Here is a 22,366-nt window from a genome sequence, read left to right as displayed (position 1 = left end):
ATGCCGCACGTCCTGCTCGCGGTGGGCGCGGTGAGCCTGCTGCTCGCCGTGAACGCCCGCCGCCCGCCCCGCGGGGCGATGTCGGCCGTCCCCGGCTTCTTCGCCGGCTGGCTCAGCATCGAGATGGCCCCCCACCTGCTGGTTCTGGAGATCGTCGGGCTCGGCTGGGCGGCCGCCGCCGGGGGCCTGGACGACTGGGCCGGCTGGATCGGCCTCGCGCTCGGCCTGGCCGGGCTCACCGGGACGATCGGCACGATCACGGCATCCCGCAGGACGGCCGCCACGCTCCGTGCGAGTGGCGTGCCCACGGATCCGGACCCGCAGGTGTCTTCTCGCTATCCGCTGAGTCACCTCGTCCTGCCCCCGCTGTGCCTGATCCCCAGGCGCGGCGTCCACGTGGACCGCAACGTCGTCTTCCGCCAGGACGGCCGCCTGCGCCTGAAGCTGGACGTGTATCGCCCGAAGGAGCCCCAGCCGGACGGGCGCCTACGCCCCGGCCTCATGGAGATCCACGGCGGCGCGTGGGTCATCGGCGACAAGCGCGAACAGGGGCTGCCACTGCTGAACCACATGGCACTCCAGGGGTGGATCGGGTTCAACGTGAACTACCGGCTGAGCCCACGCGCCACATGGCCCGACCACCTGCTCGACCTGAAGCAGTTCCTGCGCTGGTACCGCGCGCACGCTGAGGAGTACGGGGCCGACCCGGACTTCCTGTGCGTGACAGGAGGATCGGCTGGAGGGCACCTGGCGGCCATGGTCGCGCTCACGGCGAACGTCCCCGAGTTCCAGCCTGGGTTCGAGGACGTGGACACCTCCGTCCAGGGCGCTGTGCCCATCTACGGCGTGTACGACTTCCTGGAACCCGGCCCCTGGCCGGTTCCCTTCGGGAAGACCGCGCTTCTCCAGAAACGCGTGCTGAAACGGTCCTTCGCCGAGGACCGGGACTCTTTCGCCAAGGCGTCTCCGGTGACCTACCTGCGCGCGGACGCGCCGCCGTTCCTCGTCATCCACGGCAGCCACGACTCGCTGATCCCCGTCCTGGAGGCACGCCGCTTCGTGGACAAGCTGCGGGACGCCTCGGACGCACCCGTCCTGTATGCCGAGTTGCAGGGTGCGCAACACGCCTTCGACGTGTTCCCGTCCTACCGGACGGCCCGGGTGGTCGAAGGCATCGGACGCCACCTGTCCGACCTGCACGGGCAGTACAACCAGAGAAGGCGTCCTCCCACACCGGACGAGGTGGACGAGTCCGTCGGATAGCGTGTCGGCGTGCGTCTCACAGAGTTCTGGCAGCGGATGGCCGAGCAGTTCGGCAAGGGCTACGCCGAGAGCGTCGCCAAGGACTACGTCCTGGCCGAGCTCGGCGGGCGCACGATCGAGCAGGCTCTGGCAGACGGCGAACCGGCCAAAAGGGTCTGGCAGGCGGTCGTCGCCACCTTCGACGTCCCCTCGACCCTCCGCTAGAAGCACCCTCGCGTCTCGGCTAGGTGGCCTCTCGCGCGCCCGCGACGCTGGGAGTGCCCAGGAGGCACTCCCATCCGCGGATCAGTAGACCGCGACGGCGGTCACGAACCCGATCATCAGGTTCGCCACGGCCAGCAGGATCCCGGCGGGCTCCAGCTTGTCCTCCGGGCCGTCCGCGATCTCCCGGACGTTGATCCCGACGAGCCGGTTGAACGCCATCGTCGCGGCCGTCTGCGCGACGATCCCGACCAGGCCGAACACCAGCGTCCGGGTCAGGCCCTCGAGCAGGTTCCCGCCCGCCGCGAAGATCGACACGGCCACGATCAGGCCGACGCCGACCGTGGAGGCGCAGGCCAGCAGCGTGGCGTTGGGGTTGCGGTCCCGGCGGATCACGTGGATCAGGCGGCCGGGCGTCGCCAGGTCGGTCATGTAGAAACCGGCGACGAACAGGACCAGGCCCACGGCCGCGTACGCGAGCAGGGCTCCGGAGCCGTGCAGCAGGACATGGCCGAGGCTGTCGTCGCCAGAGGCGGCGGCGAGCGGGGTCATGGTTCTCCTCGAGGGTTACAGCGGGATGCGGTGCGGGACGAACGAAGACGTGTCGTCGGTGATGAGGCCGGAGGTCTCGCGGATGCCGAGCCCGGCGGACTCGTCCTCCACCACCCACGCGCCGAGGACGGGGTGCTCCCCGTCGAAGTCGGGCAGCGGGCAGAACTCCTGGAACACGAATCCCTCGCGCCCGTACTCGCCCTCGGTGCTGACCTCGGGGCCGTCCGGGGTGACGATGCGCATGCTCGCGCCCTCGCGTCCCAGCAGGGGCTTCTGCACGTAGGACGTGAGGTTTCCCGGGGTGTTCAGGTAGGTGGGCAGCAGGTTCGGGTGGCCGGGGAACAGCTCCCAGAGCAGCACCAGGAGCGCCTTGTTGGAGAGGATCATCTTCCAGATCGGCTCGATCCACCTCGTGGGCGCGTGCGCGAGGTTCCGGCCGAACGGCTCGGCGACGATCCATTCCCACGGGTAGAGCTTGCAGGCCATGGTGATCTCGCGCTCGCTCAGGTCCACGAACCGCGCGCGCACGGGGTCCCAGCCGATGTCCTCCATGGCGATCGCCTCGCCCGGCAGGCCCGCCTCCTCGGCGGTCTCCTGCATGTAGGCGATCGTCATGACCTCCTCACCGGTCTCGTCCTCGTTCGTCCAGGCGAAGTGCGCGCGCCCGCCCGGGACGGTCCCCGCGATGTCCTTCCAGCGCGCCACCAGCCGCTCGTGGATCGAGTTCCACTGGTCGTCGTCCGGGTAGACGTCCCGCAGCCAGTACCACTGGACGATCGAGCTCTCCACCAGCGAGGTGGGGGTGTCGGCGTTGTACTCGAGCAGCTTGGCCGGGCCCTTGCCGTCGTAGCTCAGGTCGAACCGCCCGTACAGGTGCGGGTCGCGGCGCCGCCACGACGCCTCGATGAGCGGGGCCACCCAGTCGGGGATGCCCAGCACGTTGTAGCGGCCCGTGGTGACCACGTGCTCCACCGCCTGGAGGCACATGCGGTGCAGCTCCTCGACGGTCTCCTCCAGGGCCAGCACCTCGTCCATCTCGAAGACGTAGTGCACGGACTCGTCCCAGTAGGGCCGCTTCAGGTACTCGGGATGCGCCGTCCGGTGGTACGCCAGGCCCTGCGCCTCGACGCGCGCGGCCCAGTCCGGACGCGGGTCGCTGTACTCGCGCCGCATCTCAGCCGCCGCTCCGTCCGTGCCCGCCGAACCCGCCCCGGATCAGCGAATGACCGCCGCTCGACTTGATCCGGTGGCTGTGCGGGGCGCTGTAGCCGCCGCCATGCACGTACCCGTACCGGTCCCGCTTGCCGCCGTAGTACCAGAAGTACCGTCCGTAGCCGACGGTCCCGTTCTCGATCTCCCGCGTGTCGCAGTAGGAGTCCGGGACGACCTTGTAACCGCCCTTGGTCTGCCCTGTGGGCGGGGCCATCCGGTCGACGCACCAAGCCGTCGTGGACTTGGTGCCGCAGGCGGAGGTCACGGCGATGGAGAGCATGCTCACCACGCCGATCTTCACGGCACGGGAGCTGAGGCGGCGTGCGGGTTCCTGAGGGGGCAACGAGGACACGTCCTTATAAGACGACGTTCACGGTCGTTTCTGAGACGAAACCGTATCGAATACGGTTTCGCCGCCGTCAATCAGGAACCGGCAGGTGAGCGTACAGATCCATCGGGTCGACCGTCGCCGGAAGATCGCTCACCTGTCCGTCGCCGACCTCCACCACGCGCCAGGCGCCGTCCGCGCGGCGCGCGAGGTCGGTGGTGATGAACCTGCAGCCCAGCGCCCGGACGGCCGGGGCCACCCCGGAGAGGTCGGGCTCGGGCTCGGTCTCGGGGGTGTCGGGATGCGGGCCCACGAGCGCCGGCTCGCCGTCCACCCACCACACGCGCGCCTCGCCGTCCCCGTCGAGCTGCTCGTACTCGCGCACGACCAGGCCGCCTGCCAGGAACTCCTCCTGCAGGGCGATCATCTTGGTGGCGACGGCGCGCAGGCGCGCGAGGTCGTGGACGTCCGGGACGAAGCACGCCTCGTCCCACTCGTGCTTGCGGGACTTGACGTAGTCCTTCACGACGCCCGGCCCGCCGCGCAGGGGACGCACCAACTCGGCCAGGTCGCCGGGGTCGTCCCCTGGGGAGAGCTCCTGCCACACGCTGTTCGGGGTCAGGCCCGCGAACGTGTCGTGCCATCCCGGCAGCTCGTGCGCACGCCTGTAATCGTCCGGGTGGGTGAGCAGGATCGTGCCGCGCCGTTTCAGCGCGGCGGCCAGGGCGGTGTATTCGGCGCCGGTGAGCATCCAGCCGCGGTACCAGGCGGCCCCGAGGTCGCGGGGGACGCCCTGGGCGGCCGCGTCGGCGTCGCCGCGCCGCAGCTCGTCGTGGTCGATGAGGCCGATCTCGCCGTAGTGGTCGCGCACGGCCGCGGCTTCGCGGGCGAAGTGGGGATCAACGCGCCGGGGGTGGAGCGGATCGACGCAGAAGAGGACGGTCAGCGTCATGATGGGAACCCTCCGAGGCCGCCAGCGTACGGTGTCGAGGGCGTTCGGCGCACGGATAATCCGGGGCGAATCGGGACGCGCGTCCATGATCGAACGGATGTTCGGTAGGCTGTGCCCGGCGAGCGACGTTATCCACAGTTCCGGTGAGGGCTCGAAAACTGTCGGAGGCACCTCGTAACGTCGCCCTCGACATCGAGAAGCCGAGAGCCGGCAGACCCGGCGACCGCAACCAAGACAAGGGGCAGACATGGCACCGAACGACCGGGAGAAGGCTCTCGAGACCGCGCTCGCCCAGATCGAGCGGCAGTTCGGCAAGGGCTCGGTCATGCGGATGGGCGAGGAGGCGCGCGCCCCGGTCGAGGTCATCCCGACCGGCGCGATCTCCCTCGACATCGCGCTCGGCATCGGCGGCCTGCCGCGCGGCCGGGTCGTCGAGGTCTACGGCCCTGAAGGGTCCGGTAAGACCTCCATCGCGCTGCACGCGGTGGCCAGCGTGCAGAAGCAGGGCGGCATCGCCGCATTCGTGGACGCCGAGCACGCGCTCGACCCCGAGTACGCCTCCAAGCTCGGCGTCGACATCGACGCCCTGCTGGTGTCCCAGCCCGACACCGGCGAGCAGGCGCTGGAGATCACCGACATGCTGATCCGCTCCGGCGCGGTCGACATCGTGATCATCGACTCGGTCGCCGCGCTCGTGCCGCGCGCCGAGATCGAGGGTGAGATGGGCGACAGCCACGTGGGCCTCCAGGCCCGGCTGATGTCCCAGGCGCTGCGCAAGCTCACCGGCGCGATCAACCAGACCAAGACCACGGTCCTGTTCATCAACCAGCTCCGCGAGAAGGTCGGCGTCATGTTCGGCTCGCCGGAGACCACCACCGGTGGCCGCGCGCTGAAGTTCTACGCCTCCGTCCGGCTCGACGTCCGCCGCATCGAGACCCTGAAGGACGGCACCGAGGCGGTCGGCAACCGCGTCCGGGTCAAGGTCGTCAAGAACAAGATGGCCCCGCCCTTCCGGGTCGCCGACTTCGACCTGCTCTACGGCCTGGGCATCTCCCGCGAGGGCGGCCTGATCGACCTCGGCGTCGAGCACGGCTTCGTCCGCAAGTCCGGCGCCTGGTACACCTACGAGGGCGACCAGCTCGGCCAGGGCAAGGAGAACGCCCGCAACTACCTCAAGAACAACCCCGACACCGCCGACGAGATCGAGAAGAAGATCAAGGAGAAGCTCGGCGTCGGGCCGCGCGTCGACAAGGAGGCCGCCGACACCGCGGCCAAGCCCGCCGAGGCCCCGGCCAAGCCCGCTGCGGCGGCGGCCGGCAAGCCCGCCACCACGGCGACCGCCACCGCGTCCGCGCGCAAGTCGGTCAAGGCCAAGGCCGGAGATTCCTGACGGCGAATCCGTCGAATCGGGTGACTCCTGACGAAGACTGAGCGATGATCTCGTATGCAGGGCGGCGGCGCCTCCACCGTCACCGGCTCGCCGGTGCGCGGTTCTTCCCCATCGGCGCCGCCGTCCCCGGGTGCCTCACATGACCACCCCACCGGACGGCGCTCCGCCCTGGCTCACCTCGTCCGCCGTCTCCTGGACGCCTCCCGGCGACACCGCGGGCGCGTCCGACGAACCCGACGAGCCGAACACGGCCGACGAGCAGGAGACCGACACCGGGGGAGCGGCTCCTCTCCCATGGAACGTCCCCACCCCGCGGGTGGACGCAAGCGAGCTGCCCTGGAACCAGCAGAGCACGCCCGCGCCGGCTCCATGGGCGGGCTCGTCCAGCAACCCGTGGGGCGAGACCGCCACTCCCGTATCCCCGACTGAGACCCCCACCCCACCCGACGCCGCGTCCACAGGCCGTGGCCAGGGAACCGGCGAGGGCGGCACGCGGACTTCGAGCAGACCTCCAGCTCCCCTGAGCACCTCACCTGCATCGCAGGACGAAGCGCCCCCGGCTCCGGGAACGGATGATGCGGCCCGGCCGGATTCCGGCTCGGCCGACTCCGCCCCGGATGCCGCCACGACCAAGAGACCACGCAGGGCGTCGTCCAAGAGTCGCGCCACGGCCTCCGACGTGCGGCCACGCCCGTCGACCGGGCGTCCAAAGGCCGCCGCCGACGACCAGCGCGGAGCCACGAAGAACAGCCGGCCAGCCCATGTGGCTGACAGCGGTGGGGAGAGAGCGCCGAACGAGGCGGAGTCCAACGGGACACCACGTCCCGAGCCCACCCCCGGGAAGGACGCTTCCAAAGCGCTCGCCGAGAACGCGCTCCTTGCCGAGGCTCCCGAAGAAGGGGCCACAGCACCAAGTGTTTCTCCCGATGACCCGCTCGTGCGGGACATCTCTGCGGAGAGCGTGTTCGCGCAGGAGGACCCTGCGGAAGATGCCTCACCCCAGGGGGCCTGGGCGGGGGACACCTCTGCGGAGAGCGCGCCAGTCCAGGGGGACGCGGGGGGAGACGCCTCGCCCCTGGCATTCCAGGCGCGCAACGGCTCTGCGGACAGGTCGTCCGTGGAGGGACAGTCCGCCGACGGGGCTGCTGCGACGGCGGGCGGCCGACGTGGTCGAGGTCGGCGCGACTCGGGGAAGCGGAAGGCTGAGAAGCCGTTCGGCGGCACGGGGGCGTCCTGGGGTGAAGAGGACGCGTCCGAGGGCCGCCGTCGGGGACGCAAGGGGTCGCGGCGGCGATCCTGGGGCGAGGACGGACGCGACCATGAGCCGGGTGGCGAAGGGCGCGAGCGTTCGAGCGGGGAATCCGGGTCGGGGGCTCGGAGCGACGACGACGGTGCGCGAGAGCAGGGTGGCGGAGACCCGGAGGCGCGGGCCCGCGAGATCTGCCTGCGGCTGCTGGCGGGGTCGCCGCGCACCCGGGCGCAGTTGGCGGACGCGTTGCGGCGCAAGGACATCCCGGACGACGTCGCGGAGCAGGTGCTCGGGCGGTTCACCGATGTCGGCCTGATCGACGACGAGGCCTTCGCGCAGATGTGGGTTCAGTCGCGGCACACCGGGCGGGGCCTGGGACGGCGGGCGCTGGCGGCCGAGCTGCGGCGTCGCGGCGTCGACAACGAGATCGTCAGCGAGGCCGTGGAAACGCTGGACTCCGAACAGGAGGAGCGCCGCGCGCGTGATCTCGTCATGCGCAAGCTCTCCTCGACGCGCGGCGTCGAGCGCACCAAGCGCGTCCGGCGACTCGTCGGCATGCTCGCCCGCAAGGGCTACCCGGCCGGCATGGCCTACCGCGTGGTGAAGGACGCCCTCGAATCCGAAGGCGCCGACACCGAGGACTTCCCCGACACCTGGGACCTCGACTAACACCACCAGCCCCGCCCACCCACCACGCGGGGTGGGTCAGAGGGTGGCTCGGGTGGGGGTGATGATCTCGTCGGTGAGGAGGCGGGCGGCGTTCTCGGGGTAGGGGGCGCGCAGGCCGAGGACGATGTGGGTGACGCCGATGTCCACCAGGTCGCGGACGGTGGCTCGGGCGGCGGGGAGGTCGTCGTAGGAGACGACGATCTGGGTCGAGCGGGTGATCTCGGCGGGGTCGCGGCCGAGGGCGGCGCAGTGGGCGTCGAGGACGCGGGCCCGCTCGGCGATGTGGGGGACCGGGTTGTGGGGTGGGCCCGGGATGTTCCAGATGTCGGCGTGGGCGGCGACGAGGCGGAGGACGCGGTCGCCCCAGCCGCCGATCAGGAGGGGCGGGCCGGACGGGCGGACGGGGCGCGGGTTGTTGCGGGTGCCGCGCAGGACGGTGTGCGGGCCGTCGAAGTCGAAGACGTCCTCCGTCCACATGCGGGTGAGGATGTCGATGGTCTCGGCCAGCCGTGACACGCCCTCGCCGGGGCTGACCAGTGACAGGCCGTAGGCGGCGTACTCGGCGAGCGCGGGGTTGGGGCCCGGGACACCGCCCGCGCCGGCGGGCTGGTGGGTGCCGCCGACGCCGAGGCCCATGACCAGCCGTCCGCCCGAGATGACGTCCACGGTCGTGGCGATCTTGCCGAGGACGGCCGGGTGCCGCATCCGGTTGTTGGTGACGAGCATGCCGAGGCCGACGCGCTCGGTGCGGGCGGCGAGGGCCGCGAGCAGCGTCCAGCCCTCGAAGGCGGCGCCGTCCCGCGGGCCCATGAGGGGGAGCAGGTGGTCCCAGAGCCAGCAGTCGTCGATCTCGGGGATGCCGTCGGCCTCCTCCCAGACGCGCAGGATGTCGTCGTAGCCGACATGGGCCGGGCTGGTCTTGAGGCCGAACCTGATCTCGGTCATGGGTCGCTCCGTGTCTCGGTGACGAACGAGGCGTCAGAGTAGATGATCATCAGTCTTGCTGACGATCTGGAGGAGGGTAGATTCTCCGACATGGCGGAATCGGGATCGCGGGCTGAGGCGGACGTCCTCACCGATCGCCTGGGCTACCTGCTGAAACACGTCCAGGCGCGGCTGGCCGAGGAGTCTGCGCGTGCGCTGGAGCCGTTCGGGATCACCGGACGGGAGCTGGCCGTCCTCGCCGTCCTGGGGGAGAGCCGGCCGATCTCGCAGCTCGAGGGCGCGGGCCGGCTGGGCGTCGACCGGACGACCATGGTCGGGCTCGTCGACCGGCTCGAACACCGCGGCCTCGTCGAGCGCCGCCGCAGCGAGCAGGACCGCCGCAAGAACGTCGTCGCGCTGACCGGGGAGGGCGAGGACCTGCTCCGCCGCGCGGAGGACGCGCGCCGCCGCATGGAGGGCGACTTCCTGGCCCCGCTCGGGGACGCCGAGGGCGAGCGTTTCGTCCGTTCCCTCCGTCTCCTCCTGGACGGCGGCGACCCGCGCTAGTTTGAGGCGATGGGCGGTGAGAAGGCGCGGCTGAAGACCTACTCCATGCGGACGCGGACGGCCGACGGCCGGACCTACTACGACAACGTCGAGGCCGAGTCCCTTGAGGACGCCTACCGCAGGTACGGGTCGGGCGCGTTCGAGGGCGCCGAGATCGACATCGTCCTCGCCGACGCCTGGGACATCGACATGGGCGAACGCGGCCTCAGCCACTGATCGCCCCCAGAGGCGAGCGCGTCCATCCGGCCCGGCGCCGCGGGCGGCGGAGGTCCGCGCGTCGCGAGGGCGAAGAGCCGTGCCGCAGGGCGGTCCAAGACGTCGAAACGGGCCGCACCGGACGACACGCCGGGCCGTCTCGCCGGCACTTGAGCGACGGTCAGCGTCGCGGCAGGTGAGCGGGGTGGACGGCAGCGAAACGGCTCTGATGGCTGTCCGGAATGCCCTGGCTTTGCTTGCTCATCACCTGGATGCCGCTTACCGTTACGGCAGTGAGGAGTTACTCCGCGCACCAGCGGATTGCCATACGACTGAGCGTGTTCTAGCAGGCGAGAGGCGAGAGGCGGGAGGGGCAGCGACCGGAACCGGTCCGGAGCGGATCGGCCGGCCCGGTGCCGTCACGACGGCGGCCGGGCGATGTCGCGTACCCGACGGTTCGCTCGGGTGCGGGTAGGTCCTCGCAAGGCAGGGCTCCAGAACCCCGTCAGGGGCCCGCGGGCGAGGAAGGATCGGCCTCGTGACTCCACCCGCCAGTGGTCACGCCGAGCACCCGTCCGCCCACCCCCGCGCCTGGACGCCCCCACGACGGACGGCCACCCGTCCACCCGGCCGGCAGGCGCCGCCTCACCCCACCGGCCGGACGGCCCTTCGCCCGGAGAGCCGGGCCACTCCTTGTCACCGGGACCGGACGGACGACGCTCCGGCCCCGTTTCCCCTCGCGCACCCCGACGCCACCCGCGCCCGGACGGCCAAGGCCGCCCACCCCGGCACGGGCCCGCGCCGGGGTGCCGGTATTTCACGAACAGATAGCGGTGATCCCTATGCGTGCCGTGAGTTTGTCGATAGTCATGCGTTCGCCACGCGTCCGCGGAAGCGGGACAGAGCATGGACGGAGGCGTCCTGCGGACGCGCGCGGAGCCGCCATGTCGGGCGGAGCCGCTGACGCGGGACGCGGGGTGCGGCGATGAGGACCGGACGACACGCGGCGGCCCCGCCGGGACGCCACGCCTCCGCGGACCACCCGGATCGCCGAACGGACCGCCCGGCGATCCGTACGGCCTCCCCTGAGGGGAGGCGCTGATGGGCGGGACGGGACTGACGGTCGCGGCGCTCCTGGTGGCCCTGATCGCGGTCGCGGCCCTGGTCGTCCTCGTGGTCATGGTGGTGCGGCGGCCGGGCCCGCCGCCCGGCCCGGACCCGGAGGAGGCCGAGCGCGCCCGGGACGGGGCGGAGGAGATCCGCCGGACGGCCCGCGAGGAGGCGGACGAGATCCGCCGGACGGCCCGCGAGGGCGCGGAGGAGATCCGCCGGACGGCCCGGGACGAGGCGCGCGGCATCGTCGCGAAGGCCGAGGCGCAGGCCGAGAAGCAGGCGAGCTCGGCGCGCGCCGAGCTCGAGGAGGAGGCCGGGAAGCTGCGCGAGGACCTCCGGACGTTCCGCGAGGACCTGGAGCGCCGCGAGGCGCGGCTCGCCGAGCGCGAGCAGCGGCTCGACGGCGAGGTGCGGCGGCTGGAGGAGTGGTCCGGCCGCCTGAACGAGACCAAGAAGTCGCTGGAGACCCGCCGGCGGGAGCTCACGAAGCTGGACGACGAGCGCCAGGCCGTCCTGGAGCGGACCGCCGGGCTCACCTCCGAGCAGGCCAAGTCGGAGCTGGTCGCGGCGATCGAGAACCAGGCCAAGCGGGAGGCCGTGCCCATCACCCGGGAGATCGAGAACGCCGCCCGGGCGGAGGGCGACAAGCGCGCCCGCAAGATCGTCACGCTGGCCATCCAGCGGGTCGCCAGCGAGCAGACCGCCGAGTCGGTGGTCAGCGTCCTGCACCTGCCCGGGGACGAGATGAAGGGCCGGATCATCGGTCGCGAGGGCCGCAACATCCGCGCCTTCGAGTCCACGACCGGGGTCAACCTGATCATCGACGACACGCCCGAGGCGGTGCTGCTGAGCTGCTTCGACCCGGTGCGGCGCGAGGTGGCGCGGCTGACGCTGGAGAAGCTGGTGCTGGACGGCCGCATCCACCCGTCCCGCATCGAGGAGGTCTACGAGCGCAGCCGGTCCGACGTCGAGCAGCTGTGCGTGCGGTCCGGCGAGGACGCGCTGGTCGAGCTGGGCATCACCGAGATGCACCCGGAGCTGATCGCGCTGCTCGGGCAGCTGCGGTACCGGACGTCCTACGGGCAGAACGTGCTGAAGCACCTGGTCGAGTCGGCGCACCTCGCCGGGATCATGGCGCACGAGCTGCGGCTCCCGGCGGACGTGGTGAAGCGCGGGACGCTGCTGCACGACATCGGCAAGGCGCTCACGCACGAGGTGGAGGGCAGCCACGCGCTGATCGGCGCGGAGATCGCCCGCCGCTACGGCGAGCACGAGGACGTCGTGCACGCCATCGAGGCGCACCACAACGAGGTCGAGGTGCGGACGGTCGAGGCCGTCATCACCCAGGCGGCGGACGCCATCAGCGGCGGCCGGCCGGGCGCGCGCCGCGAGTCGCTGGAGGCGTACGTCAAGCGGCTGGAGCGGCTGGAGCAGATCGCCCGGGAGAAGCACGAGGGCGTGGACAAGGTGTTCGCCATGCAGGCGGGCCGCGAGATCCGCGTGATGGTGCGCCCGGACTCCGTGGACGACATCCAGGCGCAGGTGATCGCGCGCGACATCGCCAAGCAGGTGGAGGACGAGCTGACCTATCCCGGCCAGATCCGGGTCACGGTCGTCCGCGAGTCCCGGGCCACCGAGTTCGCCCGCTGACCTACGGCCTCCACTCCGTGAGAGAACCGCAGGCCAGGGCGCACGTGGGCCTCGGCGACAAGCCGCGCGACCGTGTGGCGGACCCCGGTCCGGACGTCCGTGACCGTCCGGACCGGGGCCGGCCGGCACGCCCGGCACGGCGCTCGTCCATGCCGGAAGGGTTTCGGCCGTACCGAACGGCCGGGCGTCCCGGCACCCTGGCACGACGTGCCACCAAGGGCGGGCATGGAGCGGGTCACCATCCGGTGCCCCCGCCCAGCCGATCCTGATCGGCTGGTCAGATTTCCGGACCAGACTGATCATTCGCGTTGTGGCGTGACGGAAGAGTCGGTATTTTCGGGCGAATGCGAAAGGGTCGGATGCGGGTTACCTATGCGGTCGTGGCGGTCACCGGGACCGCGGCGGTCGCCACCGGCGGGGTGCTGGTCAGCCAGGGCCACGCGAAGACGCACACGGTGGTCGACACCTCCACGAGCCAGCAGATCAGCTCGGTGGAGGCGCAGGACGCCGAGAAGTACTGGACCCCGCAGCGGCTCGCCTCGGCGACCCCGGTGGGCGGCCCGAAGGCGGCCGCCCCCACGACGGGGCCCTCGGCGAGCCCCTCTGGGGCCCCCCAGATGGGAAAGCAGAGCGTGACGGCGCAGAGCGTCCCGAAGTCGGCCGCGTTCGGCGGGATCCCGACGCTCGGGGCGGTATTCTTCAACAACGGCCAGGGCAACCACTACTGCACGGCCAGCGTCGTCCACAGCTACTCCAAGAGCCTGCTGCTGACGGCGGCGCACTGCATTCACGGTGGCAAGGGCGGGCACTACGCGCGCAACGTGGCGTTCGTGCCGAAGTTCGACAACGGCAAGCGTCCCTACGGCATCTGGACCGCCAAGATGCTGCTGGTGGACAACCGCTGGGTGTCCAAGAGCGACCCCGACCTCGACTACGGCTTCATCGCGGTCAACTCGCACAGCGGCCGGAAGATCGAGCAGGTGGTCGGTTACAACAAGCTCGCCATCAACCAGGGCGCGGGCAAGTACGTGAACGTCTCGGGCTACCCGAGCCGCAGCAACCGTCCGATCTACTGCAAGACCAAGACGGTCAAGGCGTTCAAGTACCAGATCCGGATGGACTGCAGCGGGTTCTACGGCGGCACCAGCGGAAGCCCCTGGCTGCTCTGGTACAACACCAAGTCGCACACCGGCTACGTCAACGGTGTCATCGGCGGTTACCAGGAGGGCGGCAACGTTTCCTGGCGTTCCTACTCGCCGTACTTCGACGGGGACGTCTACAACCTGCGGAAGGCCGCTGACAGTCGCGCCTGACGCCGATCCCTACGAGAACGAGAACTGCGGCGTGCCCTTCGGCACGCCGCAGTTCTCATATCCCAGCAGCGTCAGGACAGCTCGATGCTCGGGACCCCGACCGGCTCGAATCCGAGCGTGCGGCCGTAGAAGGCGAGCTCCGACTCCAGGCAGGTGATGACCGTTTCGGCTCGCCGGAAACCGTGGGACTCGCCCTCGAACGTCAGGTACGCGTGCGGAACCTCCCGTTCCGCCAGCGCCTCGGCGAACCGCTCGGACTGGTCGGCCGGGACGATCGGGTCGTCCAGGCCCTGGAGCAGCAGCACCGGGCAGGACGCCTGGTTCGCGTGCCCGAGCGGGGAGCGCTCCTCGTACGCGCGCTCGAATCCCGGCAGCGGCCCGATCAGCCCGAACAGGTAGTGCGACTCGAAGTCGTGCGTGGCGGCGGCGAACGACGCCAGGTCGCTGATGCCGAAGTAGGACGTCCCGGCGGCGAACAGGTCGGTCGTGGTGATCGCGGCGAGGGTCGTCCAGCCGCCCGCGCTGCCGCCCCGGATCGCCAGCCGCTTCGCGTCCGCGACGCCGAGGTCGACCAGGGCCCGCGCGGCGGCGACGGCGTCCTCGACGTCCACGACGCCCCACTGGCGCCGCAGCCGCTCGCGGTACGCGCGCCCGTATCCGGACGACCCGCCGTAGTTGACCTCGACGACGCCGATGCCACGGCTGGTGAAGTAGGCGTGCTCAAGGTCGAGCGTGCTGGACGTGCGTCCGGTCGGGCCACCGTGGACGAACACGACGTACGGGGGCCTCTCGCCCGCCGGGCCCTCGGCGTCCGGGCTGGACGGCGGGTACACCAGCGCGTGCACCGGACGCCCGAACGGACCCTCCAGGCGCTCGGCGCGCGGCATCGACAGGTAGGCGGCGTTCGGCGGCTCGGCCAGCTCGCGCCGCAGGCTCTCGGCCCGCCCGGTGCCCATGTCCACCCGGACGACCGAGGTCGGCACCTCGGGCGCGCCCGCGATGCCCAGCACCGTCGACCCGTCCGCCGACAGCGCCGGACGCCAGTCCGCGTACGGCAGGTCCAGGTCGGTCAGTTCCAGGGTCTCCGGGTCGTACACGCCGAGTCGCAGGTCGCCCTCACCGTGTAGGACGGCCAGCCGCCCGTCCTCGAGGAGCGCGTAGGGCTTGCCGCCGAGCGTCCACAGCGGGCCGGCGAACTCCTCCTCGGCCGGGTAGAGCGCCTGCGCCGACTCGCCGTGCAGCCCGACCTGGTAGATGTTCCACCAGCCCGGCCAGTCGGAGATCACGTACAGGGTCTCGTCGTCCCGCCAGAGCGGCGCGAGCGCGGACTCGGTGAGCCCGCCCTTGAGCGTGCGCGGCGCGACGGCCGTGCCGCCCTCGAGGGCGGCGACGCGCAGCTCGGTGCCGTCCCAGGGCATCCGGGGGTGGTTCCACTGCACCCACGCGAGGTGTCCGCCGCTCGGCGACGGCGTGGGGGAGGCGTAGAAGTCGGCGCCGCTGACCAGCTCCTGGATCGCCGAGGCGTCCCCGGCGGCGGACGCGTCGAGCGGGACGCCGACGATCGCGCGCCGGATGCCGTCCGGGGTGTGCCCCTCGCAGACGCACCACACCTGCGTGCCGTCGGGGGAGAGCACGTAGTCGGCGTAGCGCAGCCCACCCGGCTGGGCCGGTTCGGGCGTCAGCGCGTACGGCTTGGGTTCACCCGGGTCGAGCCGGTAGAGCCGCTGGTCCTCGTAGTTGGAGAACACGATCGCGTGGCCCTCGCCGGACGGCACCGGCAGATATGACCGCCCGCCGTACTCGTGCACGCGCGTCCGGGCGTCGTAGGGGGCCTGGAGCAGCTCGGTGCGGTGGCCCTCGGCCAGGTGGACGACCGTCGTCCGGCCGCCCTCCTCCGGCCGGGTCTCCTGCCACCACACGTCGTCGCCCGCCACGGTGGGAAAGCCGATCCGCAGCCGCGCGCGGGCGACATCGGCGGCGGAGATGGGTGACGGCCAGGAGCCGTAGGGAAGGGTCGCACGAGCGGTCATATGCGAATCGTCCCGCATCGGAGGATCGGTTGGGGCCATGACGGGGCAGTTGCCGCCGGAAAGATACGAGCCGCTCAGCGGGGAGAACTCAGGCGACGGGGGCGATCGACGCATGTCGGTCGTCACGCGGAGATTCCGGGCGTTCACTGGGTGGATTTGTGGTGGTCCGTCCGGTATCTCCCTGGGGCTGTCCCGTTCCCCGGAGCGCACGGCGGACGGCCCGGGCGGCGCTGCGGCCCGCCCGGTTCGCCCCGATCGTGCTCGCGGACGGCCCGTACCCCAGCAGATGCACGCGAGGATCGGCGGCGACCACGGTCCCGTCCATCACGATGCCCCCGCCCGGCCCCCGCAGGCCCAGCGGCGTGAGGTGCGCCAGCGACGCGCGGAAGCCCGTCGCCCACAGGATGACGTCCGCGTCGAAGGACGAGCCGTCCGCCCACTCCACGCCGTCCGGGGTGATCCGCTCGAACATCGGCAGCCGGTGCAGGACCCCCGACGCGCGCGCGGCCTTCACCTCGTCGGTCAGCATCAGTCCGGTGACCGAGACGACGCTGGCGGGCGGCAGTCCGCGCCGGACCCTTTCGTCCACCTTCGCGACGGCCGCACGTCCCAGCTCCTCGTCGAACGGCCCCTCGACCCACTCAGGGGGACGCCGGGTCACCCAGCGCGTCCCAGCGGCCACCTCAGCGATCTCCAGGAGTGCCTGGACGCCCGAGGCCCCGCCGCCGACGACCACGACCCGCTTCCCGGCGAACTCGTCCGGCCCCCGGTAGTCGTGCGTGTGTAGATGACGCCCCCGGAACGTCTCCATTCCGGCATAGCGCGGCCAGAACGGCTTCTCCCACGTCCCGGACGCGTTGATCAGGTACCGGGCCGCGTAGTCGCCCTCGGAGGTCGAGAGCAGCAGCCGTCCGTCCGGCAGGTCCCGCACGGACGTCACGTCCACCGGACGGCGCACGTCGAGCCCGAACTCCCGCTCATAGCGGTCGAAGTACTCCGAAACGACCTCGGACGCCGGACGAGCCGGATCGGGCGTCCCCAGCGGCATCCCCGGAAGATCGGCGATCCGGTGCGCCCTCCCCAGCGTCAGCGTCGGCCACCGGTACTGCCAGGCCCCGCCCGGACGCGGCGCGTGATCGAGGATCACGAAGTCCAGCCCGTCCCGCCGCAACTGGTACCCGGCCGACAGCCCCGCCTGCCCGGCCCCCACGACCGCCACGTCCACGGCGGTCACGCCCGCTGGAATCCCGTCGTTCGTCACGTCCCCGAAAACCCGGAAGGGCGCCCCCGGATTCCCCGGAGACGCCCCTCACCACAGGGCGGGACGGCCGTCAGGCGGCGTCCGCGCCGCCGGAGGCCATGCCTGCGGCCGGGAGGCTGGACCCGGCACTCATCGTCGTGATCGACTTCTTGCTGCGGCTGATGCGCGCCTCCAGCATGGTCGCGATCCGGCTCACGATGAGGTTGATCGTGATGTAGATGACCGCGCAGACGATCGCCGCCTGCAGCAGGTTGGAGAAGTTCGCCGGCTCGATCTTGAACCCGTAGGACGTGAGGTCCTCGTAGCCGATGATGAAGCCGAGCGAGGTGTCCTTCAGCAGGACCACGATCTGGCTGACGATCACGGGCAGCATCGCGGTGACGGCCTGCGGCAGCAGCACCAGCCGCATCACCGAGTTCTTGCGCATGCCGAGCGCGAACGCCGCCTCCGACTGCCCGCGCGGGATCGACTGCACGCCCGCCCGGACGATCTCGGCGAGCACCGAGCCGTTGTACAGGGTGAGGCCGAAGACCACCGCGGCGAACGCGGGCACGGTCACCGTGCCGTTGTTGATCGTCACCCCGAAGATCGAGAAGACGTTCTCCACCATGACCCGCTGGAAGTTGCCGAGCGGGCCGTCGGCGATGATCGGGCTGACCGTGGCCGGCACGAAGAACGCCAGGAAGATCAGGATCAGCAGCGGCATGGCGCGGAAGAACTCCACGACCGCCCCCGCCGGGACCCGGATCCACCAGTGGTCCGACAGGCGGGCGAGGCCGAAGATCGCGCCGAAGACCAGCGCGAGGACGGTGCCGACGGCCGCGGCCTTCAGGGTGTTGATGGTGCCCTGGATGAAGTAGGTCCGCCAGACGTCCCACTGCGTGAACGGGTGCCACAGAACCTTGTCGAACTGACCCTTGTCGGCGAGCGCGTAGACGATCCACGCGATGATCCCGAGGATCACCAGCGCGGCGATCACGGTCAGGACCAGGTTGCGCCGCCGGGCGCGCGGCCCGGGCGCGTCGAACAGGACGGTCGCCTCGCGGCTCATCGCGCCACCGCCATTCGCTTGGAGAGCCAGCCGAAGAAGAAGCCGGTCGGGAGGGTCAGGACCAGGTAGCCGATGGCGAAGCCGATGAACATCGGCAGCGTGGCGCCCAGGTCGAAGAACAGCTGCTTCATCTCCGAGACGGCGTCGACGCCGTAGGCGACCGCTGCCACGACCGTCGTGTTCTTGATCATGGCGATCAGCACGCTGCCCAGCGGCCCGATCACCGACCGGATCGCCTGCGGGAGGATGATCATGCGCAGCGACTGGGTGAAGGTCAGCCCGATGGAGCGGGCCGCCTCGGCCTGGCCGAGCGGGACCGTGTTGATGCCGGACCGCAGCGCCTCGGCGACGAAGGCCGAGGTGTACACCGACAGCGCCGTCACGGCCCACCAGTAGCCGTTGACGGTCGGCGTCTCCGAGAAGTGGAGCTTCAGGATGTCGCTCAGCGCGGAGATGCAGAACGCCGCCAGCAGGGTGAGCGGGGTGTTGCGCAGCAGGTTCACCACGAACGTGCCGACGCCCCGCAGCACCGGTGTCGGCGACACCCGGAAGCTCGCCCACACCGTGCCGAGGATCATGGACAGGACCGCGGTCACGGCGGCCAGCCGGATCGTCGCCCAGAAGCTGATGGCGATCTTGTCGAGGTTCTTGATGACCTCGGTGAAGTCGAAGAGTTGGCCCATGGATTCCCACCTGTAGGAGGCCGCGCCGACGCCCCCTCGGCAGGGGGCGCGGCGCGGCCGGCGGCGTCAGACGATCAGGAGCAGCCCTCGAACTGCGGAACGGTCGTGGTCGGCTTCAGACCGGTGCCGTTGAAGTACTTCTCCAGCAGCGTCTTGGCGGTGCCGTCCGAGTACATCTTGGTGATGGCGGCGTTGACCGCCTCGCAGCCCTTGGTGTCGCCCTTCTTGATGCCGACGCCGTACTTCTCGTCGGTGAAGGGGTCGTTGATCACCTTGAACTTGCCCGGCTGCTGGGCGGCGAACCCGGCCAGGATCAGGTCGTCGGTGGAGACCGCGTCCACCGCGCCGGCCGACAGCTTGGCGACGCAGTCGGCGTAGCCGGTGGCGTCCACGGTGGTGGCCTTGATGTTCAGCTTGCCGTCCGGCGGGCCCTGCACGACGCGCTTCCAGGAGTTGGAGCCGGCCGCCTTGCAGATCTTCTTGCCCTTGAGGTCGGCGGCCTTCTTGATGTCGGTGTTGCTGGCCTTGACCATGGTGTCCTGGTGGGCCACGTAGTACGGGCCGCCGAAGGTCACCTTGGGCTTGCGCGAGTCGGTGATGGAGTAGGTCGCGACGACCAGGTCGACCTGACCGGTCTGCAGGAAGGTCTCGCGGTTCTCCGAACGGGCCTCCTTGAAGGTGATCCCGCTCTCCGGCACACCGAGCTGCTGCGCGATGTACTTGGCGACGGAGACGTCGAATCCGTCGATGGAGCCGTCGGGCTTCTTCAGGCCGAGCGACGGCTGGTCGAACTTGACGCCGATGACCAGCTTCTTGTCGTTCTTGGCCTTGTCCGCGACACTCGTCGACTCGGCCTTCTTCTTGGAGGAGTCGCTGCCGCAGGCGCTCATGGTGAGCGCCAGGGAGGCGGCGGCCAGGGCGGCCACGATCTGACGTGCTCGCATTTGTCGTCCCTCTTCTTTCATGCGTTGCCCGGTGCGGAAGGCCCGCAACTCAAACTCTGTCGCGTTGTCCTTTGGTGCGTCCCCTAGTGCGCCTTTGGGTAAGCCCAAGGGGGTGCGCCGCCGGCGCGTCGTTCCGCGTACGCGGATCTCGTACGGGGATCTTGCTACGTCGTGTCGGTGCGCCTGTGGCCGGTCGCGCGGAGCGGACCGGCGGGCGCGGATCCGTGCGTCAGTGCGTGAGGATCTTGGACAGGAAGTCCCTGGCGCGGTCGGTGCGCGCGTTGGTGAAGAACTCGTCGGGAGTGCTCTCCTCGACGATCTGCCCTTCGGCCATGAACACGACCTTCTGCGCGGCGCGGCGGGCGAAGCCCATCTCGTGGGTCACCACGATCATGGTCATGCCCTCGTGCGCGAGGTCGGTCATGACGTCCAGGACCTCCTTGACCATCTCGGGGTCCAGCGCGGAGGTCGGCTCGTCGAACAGCATCACCTTCGGCTTCATCGCCAGGGCCCGGGCGATCGCCGCGCGCTGCTGCTGGCCGCCGGAGAGCTGCGCCGGGTACTTGCCGGCCTGGGCGCCGATGCCGACCCGCTCCAGCAATTCCATCGCGGTCCGCTCGGCGTCCGCCTTGCTCACCTTGCGGACCTTCATCGGCCCGAGCGTGACGTTCTCGAGGATCGTCTTGTGGGCGAAGAGGTTGAAGGACTGGAAGACCATGCCGACGTCGGCGCGAAGCCGCGCGAGGTCGCGGCCCTCCGCGGGGAGTTTCTTTCCGTCGATGAGGATCGTTCCGCCGTCGATCGGCTCGAGCCGGTTGATCGACCGGCACAGGGTCGACTTTCCGCCGCCGGACGGGCCGATGATGACGACGACCTCACCCTGGTCGATGGTGAGGTTGATGTCCTTCAGGACGTGCAGTTCACCGAAGTGCTTGTTGACGTTCTCGAGCACGACGAGGGGCGGGTTGTCAGAGGTCCCCTTGTCACCAGCTCCCTTGCCGATGTCCACCATGAGCCCGGACTTTACGTGATGCTTATCGGCGGAGAAGCACGTGGGCGGTACCGATCCGGTCACGAATGCCCACGTAACCGCGTGGATGGCGGGTTCTCAGGCTGTTCGTCGAGGCTGGTGGGAGCTGGTGTGTCGGCTGTAATGTGACCGGCCGGTAACCAGATGGTGATCGACTCGGGACGCGCCGGGCGCCCCCTCCCGCCTATTACCCTTGGACCGTCATGAGTGCGCCTACTGAGAGCGGTTCCCGCACGTACGAGATTCGTACCTACGGGTGCCAGATGAACGTCCACGACTCCGAGCGCCTGTCCGGCCTGCTGGAGGATGCCGGATACGTCCGCGCGGACGGTGTGGAGCCCGATGTCGTGGTGTTCAACACCTGCGCCGTCCGGGAGAACGCCGACAACCGCCTGTACGGCAATCTCGGCCACCTGCGCCCGGTCAAGGACGCCCATCCGGGCATGCAGATCGCCGTCGGCGGCTGCCTCGCCCAGAAGGACCGCGACACCATCGTCAAGCGCGCCCCCTGGGTGGACGTGGTGTTCGGCACCCACAACCTGGGCGCCCTGCCGGTGCTGCTCGAGCGGTCCCGGGTCCAGGAGGAGGCGCAGGTCGAGATCGAAGAGTCCCTGGTGACCTTCCCCTCGACGCTGCCGACCCGGCGCGAGTCCCCCTACGCGGCGTGGGTGTCGATCTCCGTCGGCTGCAACAACACCTGCACCTTCTGCATCGTCCCGTCCCTGCGCGGCAAGGAGAAGGACCGCCGTCCCGGCGAGATCCTCGCCGAGATCGAGGCGCTGGTCGCCGAGGGCGTCACCGAGGTCACCCTCCTCGGGCAGAACGTCAACGCCTACGGCTCGGGCTTCGGGTCGCTCGCGTCCGCCCCGGACGAGGTCAAGGCGATGACCGAGGGCGGGCAGAGCGCCTTCGCCGGCCTCCTGCGCGCGTGCGGGGGGATCGAGGGCCTGGAGCGCGTCCGCTTCACCTCGCCCCACCCGAAGGACTTCACCGACGACGTGATCGCGGCCATGGCCGAGACGCCGAACGTCGTTCCGTCCCTGCACATGCCGCTCCAGTCCGGCTCGGACGCCGTCCTGAAGGCGATGCGCCGGTCCTACCGGCAGGAGCGCTTCCTCGGGATCATCGAGAAGGTCCGGGCGGCGATGCCGGAGGCGGCGATCACCACCGACATCATCGTGGGCTTCCCCGGCGAGACCGAGGAGGACTTCGAGCAGACCCTGCACGTCGTCCGCGAGGCCCGGTTCGCCTCGGCGTTCACCTTCCAGTACTCCAAGCGGCCCGGCACCCCGGCCGCGACCATGGACGGCCAGATCCCCAAGGAGGTCGTCCAGGAGCGGTACGAGCGGCTGGTCGCGCTCCAGGAGGAGATCTCCTGGGCGGAGAACAAGAAGCAGCTCGGCCGCACCCTGGAGGTCCTGGTCGCCGAAGGCGAGGGCCGCAAGGACGACGCGACCCGGCGGCTGTCCGGCCGGGCCGCCGACAACCGGCTCGTCCACTTCGCCGTGCCGGACGAGGCCGTCCGCCCGGGCGACATGGTGACCGTCGAGGTCACCTACGCCGCGCCGCACCACCTGGTGGCCGACAAGTCGTTCTCCGTGCGCCGCACGCGCGCGGGCGACGCCTGGGAGGCCCGTCAGGCCCAGCCGGAGGGCGCCAAGGGCGTCGCGCTGGGCATGCCGTCCATCGGGCGTCCCGCGGCTCCGGCAGAGGCGTCCACGGGCTGCTCCACCTGCCCGTGAGCCCCCTCCTCGTCTGAGGCGTGCGTCAAGGGCGTCCCAGGTTCACC

General features: G+C 70.7%; 21 protein-coding genes. 9 read left to right on the top strand and 12 right to left on the bottom strand.

Annotated elements, in window-relative coordinates; all coding sequences use genetic code 11:
• Together AB0L06_RS15660 and AB0L06_RS15655 are read left to right on the top strand one after the other, a co-directional pair.
• Complete coding sequence (locus tag AB0L06_RS15660) at nt 1-1,263, top strand: alpha/beta hydrolase fold domain-containing protein (protein ID WP_500231676.1); 1,263 nt, start codon at nt 1-3, stop codon at nt 1,261-1,263.
• Nucleotides 1,264-1,272: 9 nt separating this feature from the next.
• Nucleotides 1,273-1,467, top strand: a complete 195-nt coding sequence (locus tag AB0L06_RS15655; protein WP_500231675.1) for a DUF3046 domain-containing protein — start codon at nt 1,273-1,275, stop codon at nt 1,465-1,467.
• 81 nt (nt 1,468-1,548) lie between these two features.
• On the opposite strand, the gene AB0L06_RS15650 is transcribed toward AB0L06_RS15655, so the two are convergent.
• The 4 genes from AB0L06_RS15650 to AB0L06_RS15635 all read right to left on the bottom strand — a co-directional run bounded on the left by AB0L06_RS15650 (nt 1,549) and on the right by AB0L06_RS15635 (nt 4,508).
• A complete protein-coding gene (locus tag AB0L06_RS15650; RefSeq protein WP_500231674.1) occupies nt 1,549-2,016 on the bottom strand; it encodes a DUF350 domain-containing protein in 468 nt (155 codons plus the stop codon).
• A 15-nt stretch (nt 2,017-2,031) separates the two neighbouring features.
• Entirely contained in the window at nt 2,032-3,189 is a 1,158-nt protein-coding gene (locus AB0L06_RS15645; RefSeq protein ID WP_500231673.1) for a glutathionylspermidine synthase family protein, read from the bottom strand.
• A gap of 1 nt (nt 3,190) precedes the next feature.
• Nucleotides 3,191-3,508 (bottom strand): hypothetical protein, encoded by a 318-nt coding sequence (locus AB0L06_RS15640; RefSeq protein ID WP_500231771.1) that lies wholly within the window; start codon nt 3,506-3,508, stop codon nt 3,191-3,193.
• A gap of 139 nt (nt 3,509-3,647) precedes the next feature.
• Nucleotides 3,648-4,508, bottom strand: coding sequence for an ATP-grasp domain-containing protein (locus AB0L06_RS15635; RefSeq protein ID WP_500231672.1), 861 nt, complete (start codon nt 4,506-4,508; stop codon nt 3,648-3,650).
• A 247-nt stretch (nt 4,509-4,755) separates the two neighbouring features.
• On the opposite strand from AB0L06_RS15635, the gene recA reads away from it, so the two are divergent.
• The gene (recA, locus tag AB0L06_RS15630; RefSeq protein ID WP_500231671.1) at nt 4,756-5,898 is read left to right on the top strand and encodes a recombinase RecA; all 1,143 of its coding nucleotides are present in this window, start codon (nt 4,756-4,758) and stop codon (nt 5,896-5,898) included.
• Between the two features lie 135 nt (nt 5,899-6,033).
• Here the strand turns inward: recA and AB0L06_RS15625 are convergent, their stop codons facing one another.
• Nucleotides 6,034-6,309: a hypothetical protein gene (locus tag AB0L06_RS15625; protein ID WP_500231670.1), complete on the bottom strand. Its 276-nt coding sequence runs from the start codon at nt 6,307-6,309 to the stop codon at nt 6,034-6,036.
• A 706-nt stretch (nt 6,310-7,015) separates the two neighbouring features.
• Here AB0L06_RS15625 and recX point away from each other — a divergent pair.
• Nucleotides 7,016-7,816, top strand: coding sequence for a recombination regulator RecX (gene recX, locus AB0L06_RS15620; RefSeq protein ID WP_500231669.1), 801 nt, complete (start codon nt 7,016-7,018; stop codon nt 7,814-7,816).
• Between the two features lie 36 nt (nt 7,817-7,852).
• Here the strand turns inward: recX and AB0L06_RS15615 are convergent, their stop codons facing one another.
• Complete coding sequence (locus tag AB0L06_RS15615; RefSeq protein ID WP_500231668.1) at nt 7,853-8,761, bottom strand: LLM class flavin-dependent oxidoreductase; 909 nt, start codon at nt 8,759-8,761, stop codon at nt 7,853-7,855.
• A 90-nt stretch (nt 8,762-8,851) separates the two neighbouring features.
• Between AB0L06_RS15615 and AB0L06_RS15610 the strand changes: the two genes are divergently transcribed.
• The 4 genes from AB0L06_RS15610 to AB0L06_RS15595 all read left to right on the top strand — a co-directional run bounded on the left by AB0L06_RS15610 (nt 8,852) and on the right by AB0L06_RS15595 (nt 13,578).
• Nucleotides 8,852-9,307 (top strand): MarR family winged helix-turn-helix transcriptional regulator, encoded by a 456-nt coding sequence (locus AB0L06_RS15610; protein WP_500231667.1) that lies wholly within the window; start codon nt 8,852-8,854, stop codon nt 9,305-9,307.
• A 9-nt stretch (nt 9,308-9,316) separates the two neighbouring features.
• Nucleotides 9,317-9,523 carry a hypothetical protein gene (locus AB0L06_RS15605; RefSeq protein WP_500231666.1) on the top strand — a complete coding sequence of 69 codons (207 nt, stop codon included), beginning with the start codon at nt 9,317-9,319 and terminating at the stop codon, nt 9,521-9,523.
• A gap of 1,080 nt (nt 9,524-10,603) precedes the next feature.
• Nucleotides 10,604-12,265, top strand: coding sequence for a ribonuclease Y (rny, locus tag AB0L06_RS15600; RefSeq protein ID WP_500231665.1), 1,662 nt, complete (start codon nt 10,604-10,606; stop codon nt 12,263-12,265).
• A gap of 359 nt (nt 12,266-12,624) precedes the next feature.
• Nucleotides 12,625-13,578: a trypsin-like serine peptidase gene (locus AB0L06_RS15595; RefSeq protein WP_500231664.1), complete on the top strand. Its 954-nt coding sequence runs from the start codon at nt 12,625-12,627 to the stop codon at nt 13,576-13,578.
• 71 nt (nt 13,579-13,649) lie between these two features.
• Here the strand turns inward: AB0L06_RS15595 and AB0L06_RS15590 are convergent, their stop codons facing one another.
• The 6 genes from AB0L06_RS15590 to AB0L06_RS15565 form a co-directional block, all read right to left on the bottom strand.
• Nucleotides 13,650-15,608: a S9 family peptidase gene (locus tag AB0L06_RS15590; RefSeq protein WP_500231663.1), complete on the bottom strand. Its 1,959-nt coding sequence runs from the start codon at nt 15,606-15,608 to the stop codon at nt 13,650-13,652.
• 88 nt (nt 15,609-15,696) lie between these two features.
• Nucleotides 15,697-16,869: an NAD(P)-binding domain-containing protein gene (locus tag AB0L06_RS15585; RefSeq protein WP_500231662.1), complete on the bottom strand. Its 1,173-nt coding sequence runs from the start codon at nt 16,867-16,869 to the stop codon at nt 15,697-15,699.
• A gap of 70 nt (nt 16,870-16,939) precedes the next feature.
• A complete protein-coding gene (locus AB0L06_RS15580; RefSeq protein WP_500231661.1) occupies nt 16,940-17,920 on the bottom strand; it encodes an amino acid ABC transporter permease in 981 nt (326 codons plus the stop codon).
• Nucleotides 17,917-18,603: an amino acid ABC transporter permease gene (locus tag AB0L06_RS15575; protein WP_500231660.1), complete on the bottom strand. Its 687-nt coding sequence runs from the start codon at nt 18,601-18,603 to the stop codon at nt 17,917-17,919. The genes AB0L06_RS15580 and AB0L06_RS15575 overlap by 4 nt, the downstream gene beginning before the upstream one ends.
• A gap of 74 nt (nt 18,604-18,677) precedes the next feature.
• Entirely contained in the window at nt 18,678-19,547 is an 870-nt protein-coding gene (locus tag AB0L06_RS15570) for a glutamate ABC transporter substrate-binding protein (RefSeq protein ID WP_500231659.1), read from the bottom strand.
• Between the two features lie 229 nt (nt 19,548-19,776).
• Nucleotides 19,777-20,559 (bottom strand): amino acid ABC transporter ATP-binding protein, encoded by a 783-nt coding sequence (locus tag AB0L06_RS15565; RefSeq protein ID WP_500231658.1) that lies wholly within the window; start codon nt 20,557-20,559, stop codon nt 19,777-19,779.
• Nucleotides 20,560-20,780: 221 nt separating this feature from the next.
• Here AB0L06_RS15565 and miaB point away from each other — a divergent pair, with 221 nt between their 5' ends.
• Nucleotides 20,781-22,319: a tRNA (N6-isopentenyl adenosine(37)-C2)-methylthiotransferase MiaB gene (gene miaB, locus AB0L06_RS15560; RefSeq protein ID WP_500231657.1), complete on the top strand. Its 1,539-nt coding sequence runs from the start codon at nt 20,781-20,783 to the stop codon at nt 22,317-22,319.
• Nucleotides 22,320-22,366: the final 47 nt, after the last annotated feature.

Origin of the sequence: Spirillospora sp. NPDC052269 (assembly GCF_040679435.1) — a bacterium.
Lineage (GTDB): Bacteria > Actinomycetota > Actinomycetes > Streptosporangiales > Streptosporangiaceae > Spirillospora.
The sequence above is the reverse complement of the archived record's forward strand: the minus strand, read 5'-3'. Positions and strand labels throughout refer to the sequence as shown.